16 protein-coding genes and 1 riboswitch are annotated in these 19,321 nt (G+C 66.2%); of the genes, 5 read left to right on the top strand and 11 right to left on the bottom strand.

Annotated features, from left to right (window positions below; all coding sequences use genetic code 11):
• Positions 1-203: 203 nt before the first annotated feature.
• The 4 genes from J2D77_RS12650 to J2D77_RS12635 all read right to left on the bottom strand — a co-directional run bounded on the left by J2D77_RS12650 (position 204) and on the right by J2D77_RS12635 (position 4,631).
• Positions 204-1,106, bottom strand: coding sequence for a hypothetical protein (locus J2D77_RS12650; protein WP_207846667.1), 903 nt, complete (start codon positions 1,104-1,106; stop codon positions 204-206).
• A 199-nt stretch (positions 1,107-1,305) separates the two neighbouring features.
• A complete protein-coding gene (locus tag J2D77_RS12645; RefSeq protein WP_207846666.1) occupies positions 1,306-2,322 on the bottom strand; it encodes an efflux RND transporter periplasmic adaptor subunit in 1,017 nt (338 codons plus the stop codon).
• A 16-nt stretch (positions 2,323-2,338) separates the two neighbouring features.
• Entirely contained in the window at positions 2,339-2,539 is a 201-nt protein-coding gene (locus tag J2D77_RS12640; protein WP_207846705.1) for a DUF1656 domain-containing protein, read from the bottom strand.
• A gap of 7 nt (positions 2,540-2,546) precedes the next feature.
• The gene (locus J2D77_RS12635; RefSeq protein ID WP_207846665.1) at positions 2,547-4,631 is read right to left on the bottom strand and encodes an FUSC family protein; all 2,085 of its coding nucleotides are present in this window, start codon (positions 4,629-4,631) and stop codon (positions 2,547-2,549) included.
• Between the two features lie 308 nt (positions 4,632-4,939).
• On the opposite strand from J2D77_RS12635, the gene J2D77_RS12630 reads away from it, so the two are divergent.
• The 4 genes from J2D77_RS12630 to J2D77_RS12615 all read left to right on the top strand — a co-directional run bounded on the left by J2D77_RS12630 (position 4,940) and on the right by J2D77_RS12615 (position 10,063).
• Entirely contained in the window at positions 4,940-6,088 is a 1,149-nt protein-coding gene (locus J2D77_RS12630) for a metallophosphoesterase family protein (RefSeq protein WP_207846664.1), read from the top strand.
• On the top strand, positions 6,085-8,781 hold the full coding sequence (locus J2D77_RS12625; protein WP_207846663.1) for an AAA family ATPase: 2,697 nt from the start codon (positions 6,085-6,087) through the stop codon (positions 8,779-8,781). The genes J2D77_RS12630 and J2D77_RS12625 overlap by 4 nt, the downstream gene beginning before the upstream one ends.
• A gap of 156 nt (positions 8,782-8,937) precedes the next feature.
• Positions 8,938-9,492 carry a molybdenum cofactor biosynthesis protein B gene (gene moaB / locus J2D77_RS12620; RefSeq protein WP_207846662.1) on the top strand — a complete coding sequence of 185 codons (555 nt, stop codon included), beginning with the start codon at positions 8,938-8,940 and terminating at the stop codon, positions 9,490-9,492.
• Positions 9,485-10,063: a DJ-1/PfpI family protein gene (locus tag J2D77_RS12615; RefSeq protein WP_207846661.1), complete on the top strand. Its 579-nt coding sequence runs from the start codon at positions 9,485-9,487 to the stop codon at positions 10,061-10,063. The genes moaB and J2D77_RS12615 overlap by 8 nt, the downstream gene beginning before the upstream one ends.
• A 118-nt stretch (positions 10,064-10,181) precedes the next feature.
• On the opposite strand, the gene folE is transcribed toward J2D77_RS12615, so the two are convergent.
• The 6 genes from folE to J2D77_RS12585 all read right to left on the bottom strand — a co-directional run bounded on the left by folE (position 10,182) and on the right by J2D77_RS12585 (position 16,522).
• On the bottom strand, positions 10,182-10,907 hold the full coding sequence (gene folE / locus J2D77_RS12610; RefSeq protein ID WP_207846660.1) for a GTP cyclohydrolase I FolE: 726 nt from the start codon (positions 10,905-10,907) through the stop codon (positions 10,182-10,184).
• A gap of 195 nt (positions 10,908-11,102) precedes the next feature.
• On the bottom strand, positions 11,103-11,573 hold the full coding sequence (apaG, locus tag J2D77_RS12605) for a Co2+/Mg2+ efflux protein ApaG (protein ID WP_207846659.1): 471 nt from the start codon (positions 11,571-11,573) through the stop codon (positions 11,103-11,105).
• 335 nt (positions 11,574-11,908) lie between these two features.
• Positions 11,909-13,114, bottom strand: a complete 1,206-nt coding sequence (gene metZ, locus J2D77_RS12600; RefSeq protein WP_207846658.1) for an O-succinylhomoserine sulfhydrylase — start codon at positions 13,112-13,114, stop codon at positions 11,909-11,911.
• 102 nt (positions 13,115-13,216) lie between these two features.
• Positions 13,217-13,296: riboswitch (SAM riboswitch) on the bottom strand.
• Positions 13,297-13,421: 125 nt separating this feature from the next.
• The gene (gene mutT, locus J2D77_RS17535; RefSeq protein ID WP_207846657.1) at positions 13,422-14,423 is read right to left on the bottom strand and encodes an 8-oxo-dGTP diphosphatase MutT; all 1,002 of its coding nucleotides are present in this window, start codon (positions 14,421-14,423) and stop codon (positions 13,422-13,424) included.
• Complete coding sequence (locus J2D77_RS12590; RefSeq protein WP_207846656.1) at positions 14,416-15,534, bottom strand: aromatic ring-hydroxylating oxygenase subunit alpha; 1,119 nt, start codon at positions 15,532-15,534, stop codon at positions 14,416-14,418. The genes mutT and J2D77_RS12590 overlap by 8 nt, the downstream gene beginning before the upstream one ends.
• 118 nt (positions 15,535-15,652) lie before the next feature.
• Entirely contained in the window at positions 15,653-16,522 is an 870-nt protein-coding gene (locus tag J2D77_RS12585; RefSeq protein WP_207846655.1) for an ATP-binding protein, read from the bottom strand.
• Positions 16,523-16,659: 137 nt separating this feature from the next.
• On the opposite strand from J2D77_RS12585, the gene yajC reads away from it, so the two are divergent.
• A complete protein-coding gene (yajC, locus tag J2D77_RS12580) occupies positions 16,660-17,019 on the top strand; it encodes a preprotein translocase subunit YajC (protein WP_207846654.1) in 360 nt (119 codons plus the stop codon).
• A gap of 40 nt (positions 17,020-17,059) precedes the next feature.
• Here yajC and J2D77_RS12575 read toward each other — a convergent pair whose 3' ends face one another.
• On the bottom strand, positions 17,060-19,306 hold the full coding sequence (locus J2D77_RS12575; RefSeq protein WP_207846704.1) for a primosomal protein N': 2,247 nt from the start codon (positions 19,304-19,306) through the stop codon (positions 17,060-17,062).
• Between the last annotated feature and the right edge of the window lie 15 nt (positions 19,307-19,321).

Genomic DNA, 19,321 nt, shown 5'->3' with positions numbered 1-19,321 from the left:
ATGGGCGGGTGGTGCAACATGCGCGCTGCCCGCCTGGACGTTCGAGCCCGGCCCCGTCGGGGCCCCCGGCTAACGGTTAGTGGCCATCAAGCCCAGGCCATGGGGCCAGCCCGTCAGGCTCCGGTTCCACCATCAGGCCCGAACCGCTGCTCCATATACCGGCCCCTTGCTGCCAGCATCGCGCGGGGCAGTTCCTTTTTGCGTCAGTGGGCCGCGGTATGCAGTGTTGGGGCCTGCCCGCTCCCCGCCGGGTTTTCCGCCTGCGCATCATGTTCGGGGCTGGATGGTTCCGCGGGTTCGTTCACCTCGATCCGTCCCGGCCCGTCGCGTTCCGTAGCCAGCGTGCCGGTGGCCCTGTCCACCACTATGGCCCCGCCTGCCTGCACATGCAGGGCCGCAAGATCCGTCGTGCCGTGGAAAATCGCGTCATGCGTGCTGGCTGTGGTTATCTGCAACGCCTTGAGCGTGCCCGAACGCACGACAAAACTGGATGTCCCCCCCAGCGAGAGCATGAGCGCATCCGCCTTGACCTGCCCGATTTCAATGGGGGCGGAGCCCGTTGCATTCACCCGGGCCGAACCCGTCACCGCCCCGATGGTGATGGGCCCCGAACTGGTGGAGCCCAGGTCAAGCCCTCCCACAGCCCCGACCTGCACCGGGCCGGTTCCTCCCGCAAGCAGGGAGAGCGTGCCTTTGCGGTCCCCCACATGCAGGCTGGCGGCACTGGTGCTGTTGATGGCAAGCGGCATGTCCGGCGGGGTGCTGACGGCCAGAACGGTATTGCCCGCGCATGTCCGCTGGGCAATGCGAATGGTGCCGTCAGGGTCCGTGCCGTGGCTGACCCCTTGCGGCCATGGGCCCTGTATGTCCACCTGCCTGTCCAGCCCCGGGCGCACACTGACATCGAGCGAGCCGGGGCAGACAAGGCTGATTTCCACCCGCTGGCCCGCAAGGCTTGTGGTCTCCGCAGCCATTGCGCCAGCCGGCAGCAGGGCGAGGCTTATGCCAAATGCGGCGGCAAGGGGAGCAAGGGCAAAGGGGGCGGGCGGCCGGGCGGGCAGGGACCGCAGCACGGCCCCTATGCGGAAGGGAAGCGTATGGTGCATGCCCCGATCTTGCCAGCCAGTGACAGGCGCGTCTACCGCCACAATCCGGCTTACAATCCCCGCATGACACGGGCCGCAGTCAGGACCATAATCCGGGCGGCCATCACGGCCCCATCCGGGCAATTCTCGCTGCAGTTCCCGCCGCCGCAGTTCCATCACGGCTTCATTTTGCACGGGGCCAAGCGGCCAGGGCAGGGCCTTATTCGTGGGATTCCCGGGGTGGTTGTGGGGCGGCGACCGGGTGGGCGGTGTGGTCCTGATGTGTGCCGCTGCCGCCAGCACCGCCCAGCAGGGCGTCATGCAGCCGGTCGAACACTTCGGTCATGGTGTCGTGCATGCGCTTGCCGTCGCTACCGACAACGGTGACCGTGGTCGTCATGCCCGCGCTCAACTGCGCACCGGGGGGAATGCTGTCGATCTGTACGCGCACGGGCAGGCGTTGCGCCAGCCGCACCCAGGTGTAAACCGGATTGACCGAAGGCAGCCCCTGGGTGGATGGCGTGGCATTGGCGGTGGCGATGCCGCGCGTGATGCTGACCACATGCCCCCACATGGGTTTCGAATAGCCCATCAGATCAAGGCGGACCTTGTCGCCCAGATGCACGGCGTGGATCTTCGTTTCCTCGAAATAGCCGTCCACCCAGTAGGATGAGGCATCGATCACCCGTATGTTGGGCGCACCCGTGGTCGCATAGTCACCCACGCGCATGATCAGGTTGGTGACATAACCGGTCACCGTGCTGCGGACCTGCGTTCGCTCCAGGTTGATACGTGCCTGCGAAAGCTCCGCCAGGGCTTGCGCGTACTGGGCTTTCGACATTTCCGCCGTGACCCGGTAGACCTGTTTTTCCTCCTGCGATGCAGCGGCTTCGGTCAGGTTGTTGCGCCGTGTTTCCTGGGTGGTTTTCAGTGCCAGGTCGGCCTGGCGTTCATTGACCTTGGCGGTGGCGACAGCCAGGGCGACCTTGAAGTCGAACGGGTCGATTTCGTACAGCACATCCCCTGCGCGGACGAACTGGTTGTCCTGCACCTTCACGGCAATGATCTGCCCGGATACGCGCGGGGCGATATCGGCCACCTGCACGCGCACCTGCCCGTTCCGTGTCCAGGGGGCGGCGGTGTAATAATCCCACAGCACCAGCCAGACTATGGCGGCAATGGCCAGGATGATGCCGGTGGTCACATATTGCAGCAAGCGGCGTGCGCGCTCAAACACAGTCCAGAAATCCTTGTTACAAAAGAATGGTGTAAAGGCCGATCAGCCCCACCAGGATGCCGAACTCGGCCAAAGGCAGGTTCCAGATCACGCGGCGCGCGCGGATCTTGGCCAGAAGCGGGTTGATGGCCAGCAGGGTGGCAATGGCCATGCCCGCATGCACCACGAAGGAGGAGACAAGCAGGCCGCCCACGTCCAGGACCGGTTGCAGGTGCATCATCATGTCAGTAGGCCTTCCATCTGTTGGCGGGCGTGGGCAGCAGGTCGTACAGATGCAGGGCCGAACGGTTATGTTCGAGCAGGTGGATCGCCCCCACCATGGCGGAGACGGCGGCAAGGGCGGTGGCCATTTCCCCGTGCGGCAGGTTGATGGAATGGTCGAGCAGGATACGCGCCTTGTGCTTCATGTCGTACAGGGCCGAATCCACGTTGTAGATCCGGGTGGCGCGGTTGGCGGCATGGGCGTCGGGGCGTATGGCGGGAATGGTGGCGGCGCGCGACAGGTGGCGGTGGGCGCGGGCCAGTTCCAGGTTGAGCGAATCAAGGCTTGCCATGCGTGAGAACACGCGCTGGCGGGCCAGTGTGGCGGGCAGGTAGCGGTTCCATTCCAGAATGCGGTTCAGCCGGTCGTAATGGCGGCTGATCAGGGCCGAGCCCACCTGTTCGCCATGCCCTTCGAACTGGTTGCGCAGGTCGTGCCCGATGCTGATCCCCACGCGAAAGCGCCTGCGCGAGGCCGAGGGCGGCAGCAGCAGCACCAGCGAGATGAAGATGATGACAGCCGAGAACAAGTACAGCACGTTGCGGTCGATAAAGACCGAAGGTTCGTAGTTCTGGACGTTGTCCACCCCCATGATGACGAAAAAGAACACCCCGGCGTTGAAGCCCACCGCACTGGTCTTGGCGTTCATCAGCAGCAGGCAGCCGCCAAAAATGACGGGGATGATCACCATGGACAGGAACGGCATGTCCGCCCCTTTGACCAGCACGCCAAAATCCAGGAAGGCGGCGACCGCAATGGCCAGCGGCGTGCCGATCAGCGCCCCCATGCCAAAGCCGCGCGCGTTGTAGGTGGTGGCGGCAAGGGTCAGGATAATGGCCACCTGCGACAGGGCGGAATAGGTGGCGGGAATGTTCGAGATCACGCACAGCCCGGCCGCGACCGAAAAGCCGACAAGCATGCGCAGCCCGTTCAACAGCGCGGCGATCACGTCGTGATGCTGGTCGATCTTGAGTTCGGGCGCCTGCGTGCGGGCGCGCTGGCCGTGCTCGAACGCGTCCAGCCCGTCCTCGATCCAGCGGGCATCGGACAGAAGGGCCATGGAACGCTCGATCAGCCAGGCCTCGTCCAGTGTGGGGCCCATGCCCGCTTCGGCCGTATGGGCTTCGCGCGCCAGGTCTTCGAGGTCATGCACCGCCTGCTGGGGGGATGCCACGGCGGTGCCATCGCCAAAGGCTGCGCGAATACGCTCCAGCACGGTGTCCGAAATGGTGCTCCTGTGCAGCACCTGCGCAATGGCCTGGCTGCAATTGAGCATTTCCAGCAAGGACACCATGGCCGAGCGCGCCCCGGCCAGGCGCAGCCGCGCATCGGGCAGTTCGGTCCGGGCGTAGGAAACCTGGGTGGTCAGGGCGATGATCTCCCCCGCCAGGCCCGCGCAGGTCGTGTCGTCGGGAATGGAATGGCCCGCCATGGCGTCGCGCGCGATGCGGCGCACCATCTGGGCACAGTGGCGCAGGCTGGCGGTCAGTTTCTCGAACGCGGTGGGGGAGCCGAAAATATCGTTCACCGCCGCCGTGGCCGCGATCCCCACCACAATGCCCGACACGCGGTTGACCGTGACATCGAAAATGGTGTCCGGCGCGTCGATACAGTTGATGCCCACAATGGCCACCGTATAGCCCGACAGCATGGCGGCATAGGCGCGAAAGTCGCGCTCCAGCGTGCCCATGACGGTGCATAAGGTCAGCCACAGCGCCACCCCGCCCAGAAACACGCCGCGTTCCTGATTGAAGCACGCCGTCAGGAAAATGGCGACAAACGCCCCGATGATCGTGCCCGCCAGGCGGTACAGCGCCTTGGACAGCACCTGCCCGCGCAGGGGCTGGGCCAGGATCATGACCGTGACCGCCGCCGTGCCGGGGGATGAGAGCTGGAGCCAGAACGCGGTGGTGAGTGCGAGAACGGTCGACAGCCATGTGCGCAGGCAGAACGACAGCCAGCCCGGTGGGGCCACGCTGCGCGGCGGTGTAAGAAACCACCCGTGCCAGGCCGCCTTGTGGGGGGCTGCCGGGTTGTCTGCGGTCATAGTCTTCGGTGCTTTCTTCGTACGATGAACCTGAGGGAACCCCGCGGACTCCTTCCCCGGAGCCTGATATTAAAATAAAATATAATATTTGAAAGGCATTCTGCGCATAAACCCCTTGCCCCCAGCGCGTGGCAGCCCTGAGCCCGCCTGCGTGGTCCTGTTGTGGGACCGCCTGTGCCCTTCAATTTGGCCCCTTCTGGACCTCGGGTGCCAGTCTACCATGCCCGGGGTGCCGGTGTGGGACAGGAAAGGGTGTGGCACGTATTCGTGCTTGCCCGACCCCGCCGCTACGGGCAGAAAATAACGGCATGAAATTCCTTCACACATCGGACTGGCAGGTCGGCAGGACCTTCAGTTTCGTGGACGATGACACATTGGGCGCGCTCCAGGCCGAACGGCTGGAGGTCATCCGCCGTATCGGTGCGCTGGCCCGCGCCCAGGGTGCCGCCAGCGTGCTGGTGGCGGGGGACGTGTACGAACACGAAACCCCCACCAACCGCACCCTGCACCAGCCCATGGAGCGCATGCGGCAGTTCCCCGACGTGACGTGGCATCTCATTCCCGGCAACCACGATGCCGACACGCCCGAAGGGGTCTGGGCGCGCCTGGCGCGTGAAGGCGCCGTGCCGGAGAATGTGCGCATTCACCGCAAGGCGGAACCTGTCCTGATCGATGAGGCGCAGAATGCCTGGCTGCTGCCTGCGATCCTGCAACGCCGTCATACCTTGGCGGATCTGAGCGCTTATATGAACGATGCCCCCACCCCGCCCGGGGCCGTGCGCATCGGGCTGGCGCATGGTTCGGTCGTGGGTTTCGGCAATGCGGAAGAGGGCGAGCACAATCCCATAGCCCCGGACCGCGCGGCCCAGGCGGGGCTGGACTACCTGGCCCTGGGCGACTGGCACGGCTTCTGCCAGATCGATGCCCGCACCATCTACGCCGGCACGCCCGAGACGGACCGTTTCGGCACGGGCGGTGCCGGCGGGGGGGAGGTGATCGAGATCTCCCTGCCCGGGCATGGGGCCGCGCCCCACATCCAGCGCCACCGGACGGGCAAGTATGTGTGGCGCAAGTTCGAGAACACCATGCTGACAAACGCGCAGGATATCGCAGCGCTCGAAAGCCGGCTGCGCGGTATCCTGCCCGATAACCCCGGCGCCGTGCTGGCCTGGCTGGAGGTTTCGGGCCTGCTGGGGGTGGACGAACTCGCCCTGTACGAAAACACCATCCTGCGCCGCCTGGGCGGGGCGCTGGCCTGCCTGCGCGTAAGCGGCGCGCCCCAGCTTTCCGCCATGGCGGACGATCTGGACCGGCTGGGCTGCGGTGGGGCGGTGCGTGTGGCCGCCCAGACCCTGCTCGATCAGGCGCAGGATGGGGGCGAACAGGCCGACCTGGCGCGCGAGGCCCTGCAAAGGCTGTTCGTGTTCTGGCAGGACACGCAGGGGGCCAGGCCATGATCCTGACCGATATCCAGATCGAGGCGGTGCGCCGTTTTGCCTCCCCCGTGCGGCTTGAAGGGCTGGGGCCGGGGCTGAACGTGCTGGCCGCCCCGAACGAGACAGGCAAGACAACCCTGCTCATGGCCCTGCGCGCGGTGCTGATGCTGCGGCACGGTTCCCGCGCGCAGGCGGTCAAGGACCTGTTGCCCTATGGGGGCGGCGCGCCGCATATCGGCCTGGCGTTCCAGTGGCGGGATCGCGCCTGCTGGCTGGAAAAGCGGTTCTGGAACAAAAGCCTCGCCCGGCTCGACCTCGGGGGCGAGCGCTTCGATGGGGAGGAAGCCGAGGAACAGCTCCGCACCCTGCTGGAACTGGACCGCAACGGCCGGGGCGAGGCCTCGGGCCTGTGGAACGCCCTGCTGGTCCGCCAGGGGGAAAGCTTTGCCCAGCCAGAACTTGCCGGGGCGGGGCATGCCAGTGTCCAGGCCTGTCTTGAGCAGACCATGCAGGATGCGACAGGGGTCGCGGCCGCCAGCGCCCTGCTGGGGCGCGTGCGCGAACGCCTTGGCCAGTTGCAGACCGCCACCGGCAGGCCCACCGGCCGCTTCCGCCAGGTGCAGGAGGACCGCGACAGGGCCGAGCAGGATCTGGCGGCCCTGAAGGCTCGCAAGGTGGCGCTGGAGGAAGACCTGGGCTTTCTGGAACAGGACCGGCGCATGCTGCGCGAACACGAAAGCCCCGAACGCCGCCAGCAGGAGGAGGAAACCCTGCACGCCCTGCGCCAGACGCGCGAGCGCCTACGCGGCCTGGCGGTGGAGGAACAGGCCCTGCGCGCCACGGGCCAGGCGGTGGCCCAGCAGGCCCAGGCCGCGGCGGAGGAACAGGCCGCCCGGCGCGAAAGTGCTGCAAGCCTCGCCCGGCTGGAGCACGACCTGCAGACCCACGGGCAGGATGCGGCCCATCTGGTGCAGCAGGCGGAGGCCGCAAGCGCCCGGCACGCCCGGGCGCAACTGGCCACAAGCCAGGCCGTGCGCGCCCAGCAGCAGGCCCGTGCCGTCCTGCACCGTGTGACCCGCCGGCTGGAACTGGCCCGCCAGGCAGAAGCGCTGGGCCATGACCGCACCGTGCTGGCCCGCGCGCAGGACGCCTTTGCCTGGATCGAGCAGGCCCAGGTCGACCTGGCGAGCCTCAAGGTCGATACGGCCTTCATGCGGCGGCTGGCCAAGGCCACGCAGGCGGTGGAACAGGCCCGCGCCATCATGCAGGCCCAGGCCACCATGCTGGTGGCGCAGTTGCAGGACGGGGCGGCAGGGCGCGTCACGCTGAACGGCCAGCCCTGTCCTTCGGGCCGCACCCTGCTGGCCGAAGCCGCGGAACTGGTGGTGGAAGGCATTGGCCGGTTCGGCATTGTCCCCGCCATCGACCGCCGTGACCACGCGCAGAAAACCCTGGATGACGCGCAGGCCGCGCAGAGTGCGCTTCTGGCCGAGGTCGGCTGCGCCAGCGTGGCCGAGGCCGAAGCCCTGCATGACCGGCGCAGCACGGCCGAGCAGCATCTGGCCCAGGCGCAGGCGACCTTTGCCGCCATCCTGCCCGGCCATCCGGTGGAAAAAGCTGCCACCACCCTTGCCACACTCCGGCAGAACCTGGCGGAGGCCCAAGCCATCCATGAACGGGCGATGGCGGCCTTGCAGGCCGAAAGCGGGGCGGAAAGCGGGGCCGGGGCGCAGCAACCCGATCTCGACAATGCCCAGGCCAGCAGGGCGGAGGACGAGGCCGCCCAGCGCGCCGAGCAGGCCCGTGCCCAGGAACAGGCGGCTTTTACGCATGCGACTGCCGCCCAGGCCGCGGCGGAAAAAGCAGGGGCGCTGTGCCGCCAGCTTGAGGCAAGCTGCGCGCGCATCCGCCAGGACCTGACAGCCCGCCAGACCCGCGAGAGCGACCCAGATCTTGCGGCCCGGCTGGCGGCCCTGCTGGGCCAGCAGGCCACGCTCGAGGCCGATCTGGCGGCCAAGGTGCAACTGCGTGAGAGCGAGCCACCCCTGAGCGTGATCGAAAGCGGCATACGCCGCCGCGAAGAGGCGCAGGAGACCATGCGGGCCACCACCACCCGCCTGCGCGAGGATATTCGCGAGCGCGAAACCCGCGTGCGCATGGCCGAGGGCGACGGGCTGGATGAAGCCATTGCCGAGGCCACGCGCCATCTGGCCCGCGTGACGAGCGAGTGCGAGGCCTGCGCGCGTGACCGCGCGGCCCTGGCCCTGCTGGAACAGACCCTGGCCAATGCCGAAAAAGAACAGACCGAGCGCTACCTGGCCCCGCTGGTCCAGGCCATGCAGCCCGCGTTTTCGGCATTGTTCCCCGGTGCGAAGCTGGAAATGAACACGCGCTTCGGCCTGAGCGGGCTGACACGCCAGCGCTATGAGGAGGTGGAGCACCTGTCTGACGGCACGCGTGAGCAGATTGCCGTTCTGGTCCGGCTGGGCTTTGCCGAACTGCTGCATGCGCGCGGCATGCCGGCGGTGCTGGTGCTGGACGATGCACTGGGTTTTTCGGATTCCACGCGCATGGAATGCCTGTTCGACGTGCTGGCCGATGCCGCCACCCGCATCCAGATCCTGCTCATGACCTGCCGGGCCGAACAGTTCACCCCGCTGGGCGGCCGGGTTCTGAAACTGCGCCAGCACAAGGCGGTGGCAGCCCCGGGCTGAACGGCCGGCAGGCTGAAAGGGTTTGTGCCGGAGCAACCCCGAGGGGGGCGCCAGTGGAGTGGATTCAAGGGTGTCTCGGGCCCGGAATTTCCATTATTGAGGCAGAAGGCGGGTGCGGTTTCGTATCCCGCCCAGATGAGAAGAGCACAGGTGCAGATGTCCAGAATCGATACAAGCAGAGCCTTCCTTCCCGTGCGGATCGCGGTCATGACCGTCTCGGATTCCCGGACGATCGAGACCGATACCTCGGGTGCGACGCTGATCGCCCGGATCGAGGCCGCAGGCCACCATGTGGCGGACCGGGCCATTGTGCCTGACGATGCCGACGCCATCGCGGCCCGGCTGACCGACTGGATACGCGACCCCATGGTGGATGTGGTCATCACCAATGGCGGTACGGGTGTGACGGGGCGGGATGTCACGCCCGAGGCGTTCGAGCGGGTGCTGGAAAAGCGGATCGAAGGCTTCGGCGAGTTGTTCCGCATGCTGTCGTACAGCAAGATCGGCACCTCCACCATCCAGTCCCGCGCCCTTGCGGGGGTGGCGGGCGGCACCTACCTGTTCGCCCTGCCGGGCTCGACCGGGGCGGTCAAGGACGGGTGGGACGATATTCTGGTGCTGCAACTCGACAGCAGGCACACGCCTTGTAACTTTGTCGAACTGATGCCGCGACTGCGCGAAGGACTGAAAGAGGGCGAAAACCATGGCTGATGACGTCAAGCTGCTGATGCTGGCAGGCGATTATGTGGAAGATTACGAAATCATGGTGCCGTACCAGGCCCTGTCCATGCTGGGCTACAAGGTCGATGTGATCTGCCCCGACAAGAAGGCGGGCCAGACGGTGCATACCGCGATCCACGATTTTGAAGGGGCGCAGACCTATAGCGAAAAACCGGGCCACAACTTCGCCCTGACGGCCGATTTCGACAGTATCGACACCGATGACTATCTGGGGCTGGTCATTCCCGGTGGGCGCGCACCCGAATACCTGCGGCTTAACCCCAGGGTGATCGAAATCGTCCGCGCCTTCGCCGATCGCCCGGTTGCGGCCGTGTGCCATGGCGCGCAGTTGCTGGCGGCAGCGGGTATCATCAAGGGACGGCAGGTTTCGGCCTATCCCGCCTGCCGCCCGGAAGTGGAAATGGCTGGCGCCACCTACGCCGATATCGCCATGACGGAGGCCGTGACCGATGGCGAACTGGTCACCGCCCCGGCCTGGCCCGCGCACCCGGCCTGGCTTGCCCAGTTCGTAAAGGTGCTGGGCGCCAATATCAGCATCTGATGGCAGTTCCCCCCGGCGTACGCATGCCGGGGGCTTATCCGGGCCACAAGGCCAGGGAATTCCTCACCAGCCCTGACGCAGCAGGAGGCAAGGTCGCACCTTGGCCCCGAGGTCTGCCCTAGAAGTCGGCGGTGCCGGGGCGGTTGAGCATGGACAGCAATTCGCGCCGGGTGTCGGAATTGTTCCTGAACACGCCCAGCATGGTGCTGGTCACCATGGATACGCCGGGCTTGTGCACGCCGCGCGTGGTCATGCATTCATGCGCCGATTCGATAATGACCGCCACGCCGTGGGGTTCCAGCACCTCGTTGATGGTGTTGGCGATCTGGGCCGTCATGCGTTCCTGAATTTGCAGGCGGCGGGCGTAGGCATCCACCACGCGGGCCAGCTTGGAAATGCCGACAACGCGCTGGCGGGGCAGATACGCCACGTGTGCGCGGCCGATAATGGGGGCCAGATGGTGTTCGCAATGGCTTTCAAAGCGGATATCGCGCAGCAGCACGATTTCGTCATACCCCTCGACCTCCGAAAACGTGCGGCGCAGCAGGCTGGCGGGGTCTATGGCATAGCCCGAGAAAAAATCCAGATAGGCGCGCACGACCCGGGCCGGGGTGTCCAGCAGGCCTTCGCGCATGGGGTCGTCGCCCGTCCAGCGCAAAAGGGTGCGCACGGCCTGTTCGGCTTCCTCCCGGCTGGGGCGGTCGACACCCCCGGGCGGCACGTCCGCGGACAGGTCCTTCGGCGCGTTAACGGGGGTGCCCTTGCCGTCGGTCGGCGTGGCGGGTGCTCCCGCCTGGGGGGCGATGGGCGTGTCTGAAGGGCCGGTCGTGGGCGGCGTGGTCATGCCGTTCTCCTGCTTTGCAAACAATAAGGGCCAGCGCGTGATACGGCCGTGTGGTTTGGAACGCCCCCGTCAGGGCCCGCTGCCCCGGGTTTTGACGGGCGCGCCCCCCGCAGCCCACATGTGCGCCATACGCGGCCATGCGGCTTTTATGGCGGCGGGGCAGGGTATGGGCCGGGGTTGTATGGGCGGGGGTTTTCAATGAATCTGGTGGTGCAGAAAGGGGCTGTCCAGACTGAAGGGGGGAATGGTGACGTCGAAGCGCGTTCCATCCGTTCCGTGGCGCATGTGATAGGCCCCGTGCATGAAACCGCCCGGCGTGGGGAGCGACGCGCCCGATGTGTATTCGAATTCCGTGCCCGGCTGGATAACGGGCTGTTCGCCTACCACGCCGGGGCCATGCACATGTTCGGTGCGCCCGCGCGTGTCGGTAATGTGCCATGTGCGTTCCAGCAGTTGCACGGGCTTGGTCCCGTCATTGGCGATACGGATCCGGTAGGCCCAGCAATAGGTGTGTTCATCCGGTTCCGACTGGTCGGGCAGCCAGAAAACCTGAACCTGCACGCGCACGCCATCCGTCACCGCTTCATAGACCGGGAGGGAAGCGAACAGTTCGGCCACCGCGTCTTCGGGGTCCTGCGCATGGGGGGGAACGGCCCAGTCGGCCATAGTCGGGGTCTGCTCCTGATCAAGGCATGGGGGTGTGTAACAGATAGGCATGCTGCCCGCGCGTGCAGGTGGGCACCGCGCCGACACAAGCCGCCCTATCACGAAAGGGCGGTCCGTGCAAAGCACGGTGGATCAAACACCATACCCTGCGTGCAATACCTGCCCGGGGTGGGCGGGGTGTTCCGCCAGCTTGCGGGCCGGGGGTTCATGCCCCGCAAGCCGGGCTTGCCGGGGCCATCGCGCTCGGGGATCGGCGTAAGGTCGCACAGGCTTTTCCCCGGATCGGCCCGTCCTTGCGGGCGGGCTTTGGGGCCTGAGCGCGTGCGACCTGCTGGTCAGAGTGCCTTGAGTGCGGCCACACCCCGGGCCAGATCGTCGATCAGGTCGGCGCTGTCCTCAAGCCCCACGGAGAAGCGGATGGCGCCATCCGTAATGCCCAGTGTCGCGCGTTCGGCGGCGTCGATCTTGGAATGGGTGGTGGTGGCCGGGTGCGTCACCAACGAGCGCGCATCGCCCAGATTGTTGGAAATGGCAATCAGCTTGAGCGCGTTCATGAAGGCGAACGCACCTTTTTTACCGCCTTCGACCTCGAACGCCACCAACGTGCCCGCTCCACTCATCTGGCGTTTGGCCAGTTCGTATTGCGGGTGGTCGGGCCGGCCGGGATAGCGCACGCTGACAATGCCCGGCGCGTCGGCCAGGTAGTCGGCCACGGCGGCGGCGTTGCGGGCCATGGCGTCCACCCGCAGGGAGAGCGTTTCCAGCCCCTTGAGCATGACCCAGGCATTGAAGGGAGACATGGCGTTGCCGGTATTGCGCGTGAACGGCTGGAGGGTATCGGCAATCCAGTCCTTGCGGCCCAGCACGGCCCCGCCCAGCACGCGGCCCTGGCCGTCGATATGCTTGGTGCACGAATACACGACCACATCGGCCCCGAGTTCCAGCGGCCGCTGATAGATGGGGGAGGCAAAGACATTGTCCACCACCACGATCGCACCCGCCTTGTGGGCGCGTTCGGATATGGCGGCAATGTCGAGAATATCCAGCATGGGGTTGGACGGGCTTTCCAGCAGTACTGCCGCCGTAGGTTCGGACAGGGCCTTGTCCCATTCCGCCATGTTGGTGCCATCCACGAAGGCGATCTTCACGCCGTAGCGGGGCAGAAGGTTGGCGACAATCCAGTAGCACGACCCGAACAGCGCGCGCGAAGCCACGACCCGGTCGCCCGCCTTGACGTGCGAGAGCAGGGCGGAGGACACGGCCCCCATGCCGGTGGACGTGGCAATACAGGCTTCCGCCCCTTCCAGATCGGCCAGCCGGTTTTCAAGGGCTGCCACCGTCGGGTTGCCGAAACGGCTGTACTGGTAATGGGTGACTTCGCCGGTAAAGGTTTTCTCGGCCTGTTCGGCATTGTCGTAGACAAAGCCGGAGGTCAGGAAAATGGCTTCGCTCGTTTCACCGTATTCCGTGCGTTCCAGCCCGGCATGGAGCTGGCGCGTGGCGGGGCGCCATGTTTTGGCAGTGGTGTCGTTGGTGCTCATGGACTGTGGTATCCGGTTCTCTCTCGTCAGATAACAGGGCGGCCCGCGCGGTTTGCGGGTGGGGCCTGTCTCTTAAATTGACCGTGGAAACCTTGATGGCGGACAAGCGCCATCAGGGCCTCTTTAGCGCATTTCTTTTACCTCGCCGCAAGCCAGCCGGACAAATCACGAGGGGAGCCCCCTCGGGGCATCCGCATTCTGGTTAGGCGCATGGATCGGGGTTCGTCAAGCGCGTTGGCGGGCCAACGGCGTTGAACGGGCCCCTGTCCAGCGGCCCCGGAACGGCGCCGGGCTGCTTTTCGGGGCGCTAGAGCAGGTCCTGCAACAGCGGGATGAACGGCAGGTCTGCTGCTGGCATGGGGTAGTCATGCAGGGCCTGGGGGGCAACCCAGGCCAGTTTCTGCCCTTCGCGGCCGGTGGGCTCGCCCTTCCAGCGGCGGCAGATGTAAAGGGGCATCAGCAGGTCGAAATCCGCATAGGCGTGGGATGCAAAGGTGAACGGGGCCAGGCAGGCGCGCGAGAGATCCAGCCCTAGTTCCTCGCGCAGTTCGCGCACCAGCGCGGCTTCGGGCGTTTCGCCTGCTTCCAGCTTTCCACCGGGGAATTCCCATAGCCCGGCCATGCTCTTGCCTTCCGGGCGGCGGGCCAGCAGGATATGGCCGTGCTGGTTGATCAGCGCTGCGGCACTGACAAGCACCAGCCGCCTTGGGGCACCGGCTTGCGCATCAATGGGCATGCCAGGCGCTGACCTGTGGTCCAGATCGGCGCGTGTGGCTTCGAAAACGCCCACGGCAAGTTCGCTCCCCCGGGCGACAAAGCTCTGGTGGCGCGTGCCCACCTGCCGAAAGCCGATCCGTTCGAGCACCTTGATGGAAGCGGCATTGTCCTGTGCCGCCGTCGCGCGCAGGCTGGCTATGTCCAGATGGGCCAGCGCCCAGCGGGCCACGCGGGCCGCGGCCAGGCTTGCAATGCCGCGCCCCCAGTAGGGACGGCCCACCCAGTAGCCAAGCTGGCCCACCCGTGTGCCGCCGGGGGCCAGGGTTTCGATCCGCAGGCCCACGCATCCCATGAACGCGCCATCCGGCCCGGTAATGGCGAAATGATAGCCTTCGCCCCGGGCCTGCATGGCCTGGGTGGTGGCGATCCAGTCCTCCGCCAGGTCGCGGGGGTAGGGAAAAGGCGGGCGGCTGAGCATGCGCACCACCTCCCAGTCATTGACCAGGTGGTGCATGGCGGTGGTGTCGTCAGGGTGGAGCGGTCTCAGCCGGTAGGGAGGGGCCTCCAGGTAAAGGGATGCCGTATCAGGCATCGGGAGCCGGAGCGGGGGCCGCGACCTGCGCCGTGACCGAGGGTGCGGATGCGGGGGCCGGCGGCAGGCCGCATTCGGCCAGCAGGGCGCGCAAGGCGTTGATCACGGGGAAAACCTCCTGGTTGTGGTCCCCGCCCAGTTCGCGCCAGGCCTGCTGCTCCATTTCCACGATCTCGCGGTCCTCGGCAAAGATCCGTTCGGTAAACGCGATCAGGAACGGCCATGCCATGTCCAGCAGGCCCGGAATCTTGGGGCGCTTGACCGACAGCAGGCCGAAGGTGCGGTTGGTCAGTTCATCCGCACTTTGGGGGACATAGACAATCCACAGATCCATGACCGGGTCTTCATCCCCGGTCTGGATGCGCAGGGTCTGGTAGGGGTATTCCGTGCGGATGGTCATGACATCGCGGTGTTGGAACTGCTCGGAGGAATCGCGCCGTTCCCCGAAGATCAGCGCCTCGCCAATGGGCTGCTTGCCGCCGGTGCGGGCGAAGCTGTAGCTTGCCTCCACCATCGTGGCTTCTTTCTTCTGGCCCAGAAAGCGGGGCTTCATCTGGCCCATCTGCTTGGAATGCATGAACTGGTGGTTCATATCCATCAGGTTTTCATGCATGAAACTGTAATGGCAGCCCACCTGGCGGCCGAAATAGCGCGTTTTGTAACCAGGATCGCTCGCGCGTGCCAAGGCGGGCGGCAGAAGCGTGGTCTCGGCCTTTTCCGGATCGCCGGGGAAGACGAAGATCATGCCGTCCTGTTCGCGGCAGGGGAAGGTGCGCACGCCGTTGGGCAGCTTACCCTTGCCCAGATAAGGCACGTCGATGCAGCGGCCCGAGCGGCCATAGGCCCAGCCATGGTAACAGCACTTGACCGATGCGCCCGAGACCACACCCTTGCTGAGCGGTACCTGCCGGTGGGCGCAGCGGTCCTCCAGCGCGAAAACCGGGCCCTCGTCAGGGCGGACCAGGGCTATGGGCGTACCCGCGAAACGGGTGCCGATGGTTTTACCGGGCTTCAGCTCACGCGACCAGGCAACGGGGTACCAGTAATCCGGATGGGAGCGGACAGTTCGAAGATCGACCTTGTTCGCGCCGGGCGGGGTAGTTTGGTTCATGTCACCTCGAAGCTAGGATATCCCGTGCGGCCTCACGCTGAAGCCGCATTTGCATTTGCGAACGCTATCTCAACTCATCGTGACGCAAGACGCAAGACGGGACAACGTCTGGCGTTCATTATCGTGCGCAAAGTTCGGCACTTAAATCTTCAATGAACTGGAACGCCACCCGCCCGGACCGCCCGCCACGGGTAATGGACCATTCATTGGCGCGGGCCATGAGCTCGTTATCGTCCAGGGGCAGGTTGCGTTCGCGTGCATAGGTGCGCACCATCTTGGCGAAGGTATCCTGCTCGCAGGCATGAAAGCCCAGCCACAGCCCGAATCTGTCGGAGAGCGAGACTTTCTCCTCCGTCGCTTCGGACGGGTTGATGGCGGTGGCGCGCTCGTTCTCGATCATGTCGCGCGGCATCAGGTGGCGGCGGTTGGAGGTTGCGTAGAAGATCACGTTCTCGGGCCGCCCGGCAATGCCGCCATCCAGCACGGATTTGAGCGCCTTGTAGTCGCGGTCTTCCTTCTCGAAGGACAGATCGTCGCAGAACAGGATGAAGCGGCGCGGGTTTTCACGCAAAAGGCTGAGCAGCAGCGGCAGGGTGGCCAGGTCTTCGCGCTGGATCTCGATCAGTACCACGCGGCCCTGGCCGGGTACCGGGGGCTTGCCGTCCACCTGGTTGACCAGCGCATGCGCCCCTTTGACGAGCGAGGACTTGCCCATGCCGCGCGCCCCCCACAGCATGGCGTTGTTGGCGGGCAGGCCGTGGGCGAAATGGCGGGTATTGTCCAACAGGATCCGGCGTTGCAGGTCCACCCCCTGCAACAGGTCCACCGGCACATGGGCGACATGGGCGATGGGCAGCAGCCTGCCGCGTTCGGGTAACCACACGAAGGCATCGGCCCTGTCCACCCCGTCCAGTGTTGCGGGCGGGGGCGACAGGCGCTCCAGGGCCGCGGCAATGCGTTCGAGAACGGAATGCTGGGGGTCGATCATCGGGGTCTCCTTGCAGGCGGGATGGGGCTGGTGTTTTGTCGGCATGGATGCGTTATGGATGCTTGACGGAAAAGGATTGAAAACTATGGTCACTTCCTCAGTTTTCGCAACCGGCCTTTCCTGAAAGTGTGCATTCCATGTCCAATTTCCTTATTCCCGCAGCTTATGCGCAGTCCGCCGGCGGGGGTGGTTCCATGTCGGGGATCATGTCCTTCCTGCCGTTTATCGCGGTTTTTGCGATCATGTATTTCCTGCTCATCCGCCCGCAGCAGCAGCGCCAGAAGCAGCTTAAATCCGAACTGAAGGCCCTGCGCCGTGGCGACCGGATCGTGACGGCGGGCGGGGTGATCGGCGTGGTCCAGCGCAGCCGCGAAGATTCCGCAGAGGTCGAGGTCGAAATCGCCCCCAATGTGCGCGTCATGGTCCTGCGCGACACCATCTCCACCGTCCTGACCAGCACGGCCAAGCCCGCCAACGACGAATCCGCCAAGAAATAAGGTCTGTAACAGGCCCCATGGCATAGGCCCCCGCACGGTCCTACAGGAAGGAAATGGGGTCTATGTCCACGTCCACCCGGATCCCCCGCCCGGGTGCGACCATGGCCAGCCAGCGCCGCAGGATAGGCTGAACCGCAATCGTGCGCTGCGTGCGCAGGAGCAGGCGGCGGCGGTGGCGGCCGCGCAGCACGGCCAGCGGGGCGGGGGCGGGGCCAAGTACCTGAATGCCCTCGCCATAGGGTGCCGTGCGGCCGAAACGGGCTGCGACATCATCGGCATCGCGGGCGTTTTCCGCACTGATGACAAGGGCGGCCAGCCTGCCGTAAGGCGGCCAGAAGCCGGGGCGGCGCTGTTCGGCCTCCTGCTCCATGAAGGACTGGAAATCCCCTTCCAGCAACGCCTGCATGACCGGGTGTTCGGGCGTGTAGCTTTGCAGCACCACACGGCCCGGTGCCTCGGCCCGGCCCGCGCGCCCCCCCACCTGGTGCAGAAGCTGGATCGTGCGTTCGCCCGCGCGCAGATCGGCCCCGCCCAGCCCCAGATCGGCATCCACCACGCCAACCAGGGTCAGATGCGGGAAATGCCAGCCTTTGGCCACGATCTGCGTGCCGATGATCAGGTCTACCTCGCGCCGCGCGATTTTCTCCACCGCTTCGGCCGTGGCGGCGGGGCCGCCCAGCGTGTCGCTGGACATGACCAGAATGCGCGCATCGGGGAAGTGCATGCGCGCCTCCTCCGTAATGCGTTCGATCCCGGGGCCTATGGCCGTCAGGCTGCCCTCCGTCTTGCACGACGGGCAGGCATCGGGCAGGGGTTCTGTGTGGTCGCAGTAATGGCATGACAGGACACGGCGGGCACGGTGTTCGACCAGCCAGGCAGTGCAGTGCGGGCATTCCATGCGGTGCCCGCAGGTGCGGCACAGGGTCAGCGGCGCATAGCCCCGGCGGTTCAGGAACAGCATGGCCTGTTCCTGCCGCCCCAGGGTTGCTGCAATGTCTTCCACCAGTAGGGGGGAGAGAAACTGCCCGCGTGCGGGTGGTGTGTCGCGCAGGTCCAGCAGGTGGGTTTCGGGCATGGCCGCCCCGCCGTGGCGCGTGGGCAGCACAAGGTGGCGGTAACGCCCGGCCTGGGCGTTGACCAGGGTTTCCAGGCTGGGGGTGGCGGATACCAGCACAACGGGAAAACCGGCCAGCCGCGCGCGGACCACCGCCATGTCGCGCGCGTTATAGATCACGCCTTCCTCCTGCTTGAAGACGGATTCGTGTTCCTCATCCACGATAATCAGGCCCAGGTTGCAAAACGGCAGGAACAGGGCCGAGCGCGCGCCCACCACCACGCTGGCACTGCCATCGGCCGTGCCCAGCCATGTCAGCCTGCGGGCCCGCTGTCCGATCTCGGAATGCCAGATGGCGGGTTGCACGCCAAAGCGGCGTTTGAAACGGCCCATCCACTGGGCGGACAGCGCGATTTCGGGCAGCAGCACCAAAGCCTGCCTGCCTTCTGCCAGGCAGGCGGCAATGGCTTCCTGATAGATCTCGGTCTTGCCCGAGCCTGTCACCCCTTCGAGCAGCGTGGCGCTGAAGCACCCGTCACGCACGCTCTGGCACAATGCCCGGGCCGCAGTTTCCTGCGCGCCGTGCAGGGTGGGCGGGCTGTGGCTGGCATCGGGGCGGCCGAAGGGGCGTTCGGGCCCAAGCTGGACCGTGCGCAACGCCCCCGCATCGGCCAGGCCTTTCACCACCCCGGCACTGACCCCGGCGGCGCTGGCCAGGTCCGTCGTGCTGCGGGCGGTGCCATCTTCCAACAGGGCCAGCACTTTCTGGCGCGCCGGCGTCATGCGCAGGGTCTCGGGCGGGGGGGTAACGGCCAGCCAGCCGGTGGCGGGCGTGGTCGTGCCATGCATGTGCAGCCGTAAGGTCATGGCCAGCACCATGCCGGGGGGGGACAGAGTATAGGCCGCCACCCAGTCGACAAAACGGCGCAGTTCGGCGGGCAGAGGCGGCAGGTCCAGCCGGGCGGTGACGGCGCGCAGGCGGCTTGCGGCCACGGGGGCGGATGTCTCGGGCGCTGCAAGGTCGGGCGGCAGGGTGGCGGTGCTTTCCCACACAACCCCGGTTTCGCGCCGGTTGCCCAGCGGGACGGTCACGATATCCCCCGCGGCAAGGGCCAGGGATGGCGGGGCCTTGTAGTCGAACGGGCCGGGGAACGGCAGCGGCAGCAGGACCGGCACGCGCTGAATGGCACCGGCCTCGGGCACAGGTGGGGCGGGGGCCGGATCGTCGGGCATGCAGGGCAGGGAAGG

This window comes from Acetobacter garciniae, assembly GCF_017377735.1.
In the GTDB taxonomy this organism is placed as follows: domain Bacteria; phylum Pseudomonadota; class Alphaproteobacteria; order Acetobacterales; family Acetobacteraceae; genus Acetobacter; species Acetobacter garciniae.
Note: the sequence above shows the minus strand (reverse complement) of the source record. Positions and strands in the feature narration are given on the sequence as shown.

Bases quoted from the DNA above. Each gene is read 5' to 3' on its own strand.
- J2D77_RS12650 (WP_207846667.1), bottom strand. From the start codon at position 1,106: ATGCACCATACGCTTCCCTTCCGCATAGGGGCCGTGCTGCGGTCCCTG.
- J2D77_RS12640 (WP_207846705.1), bottom strand. From the start codon at position 2,539: ATGCACCTGCAACCGGTCCTGGACGTGGGCGGCCTGCTTGTCTCCTCC.
- J2D77_RS12635 (WP_207846665.1), bottom strand. From the start codon at position 4,631: ATGACCGCAGACAACCCGGCAGCCCCCCACAAGGCGGCCTGGCACGGG.
- J2D77_RS12630 (WP_207846664.1), top strand. From the start codon at position 4,940: ATGAAATTCCTTCACACATCGGACTGGCAGGTCGGCAGGACCTTCAGT.
- J2D77_RS12625 (WP_207846663.1), top strand. From the start codon at position 6,085: ATGATCCTGACCGATATCCAGATCGAGGCGGTGCGCCGTTTTGCCTCC.
- moaB (WP_207846662.1), top strand. From the start codon at position 8,938: ATGTCCAGAATCGATACAAGCAGAGCCTTCCTTCCCGTGCGGATCGCG.
- J2D77_RS12615 (WP_207846661.1), top strand. From the start codon at position 9,485: ATGGCTGATGACGTCAAGCTGCTGATGCTGGCAGGCGATTATGTGGAA.
- folE (WP_207846660.1), bottom strand. From the start codon at position 10,907: ATGACCACGCCGCCCACGACCGGCCCTTCAGACACGCCCATCGCCCCC.
- apaG (WP_207846659.1), bottom strand. From the start codon at position 11,573: ATGGCCGACTGGGCCGTTCCCCCCCATGCGCAGGACCCCGAAGACGCG.
- metZ (WP_207846658.1), bottom strand. From the start codon at position 13,114: ATGAGCACCAACGACACCACTGCCAAAACATGGCGCCCCGCCACGCGC.
- mutT (WP_207846657.1), bottom strand. From the start codon at position 14,423: ATGCCTGATACGGCATCCCTTTACCTGGAGGCCCCTCCCTACCGGCTG.
- J2D77_RS12590 (WP_207846656.1), bottom strand. From the start codon at position 15,534: ATGAACCAAACTACCCCGCCCGGCGCGAACAAGGTCGATCTTCGAACT.
- J2D77_RS12585 (WP_207846655.1), bottom strand. From the start codon at position 16,522: ATGATCGACCCCCAGCATTCCGTTCTCGAACGCATTGCCGCGGCCCTG.
- yajC (WP_207846654.1), top strand. From the start codon at position 16,660: ATGTCCAATTTCCTTATTCCCGCAGCTTATGCGCAGTCCGCCGGCGGG.
- J2D77_RS12575 (WP_207846704.1), bottom strand. From the start codon at position 19,306: ATGCCCGACGATCCGGCCCCCGCCCCACCTGTGCCCGAGGCCGGTGCC.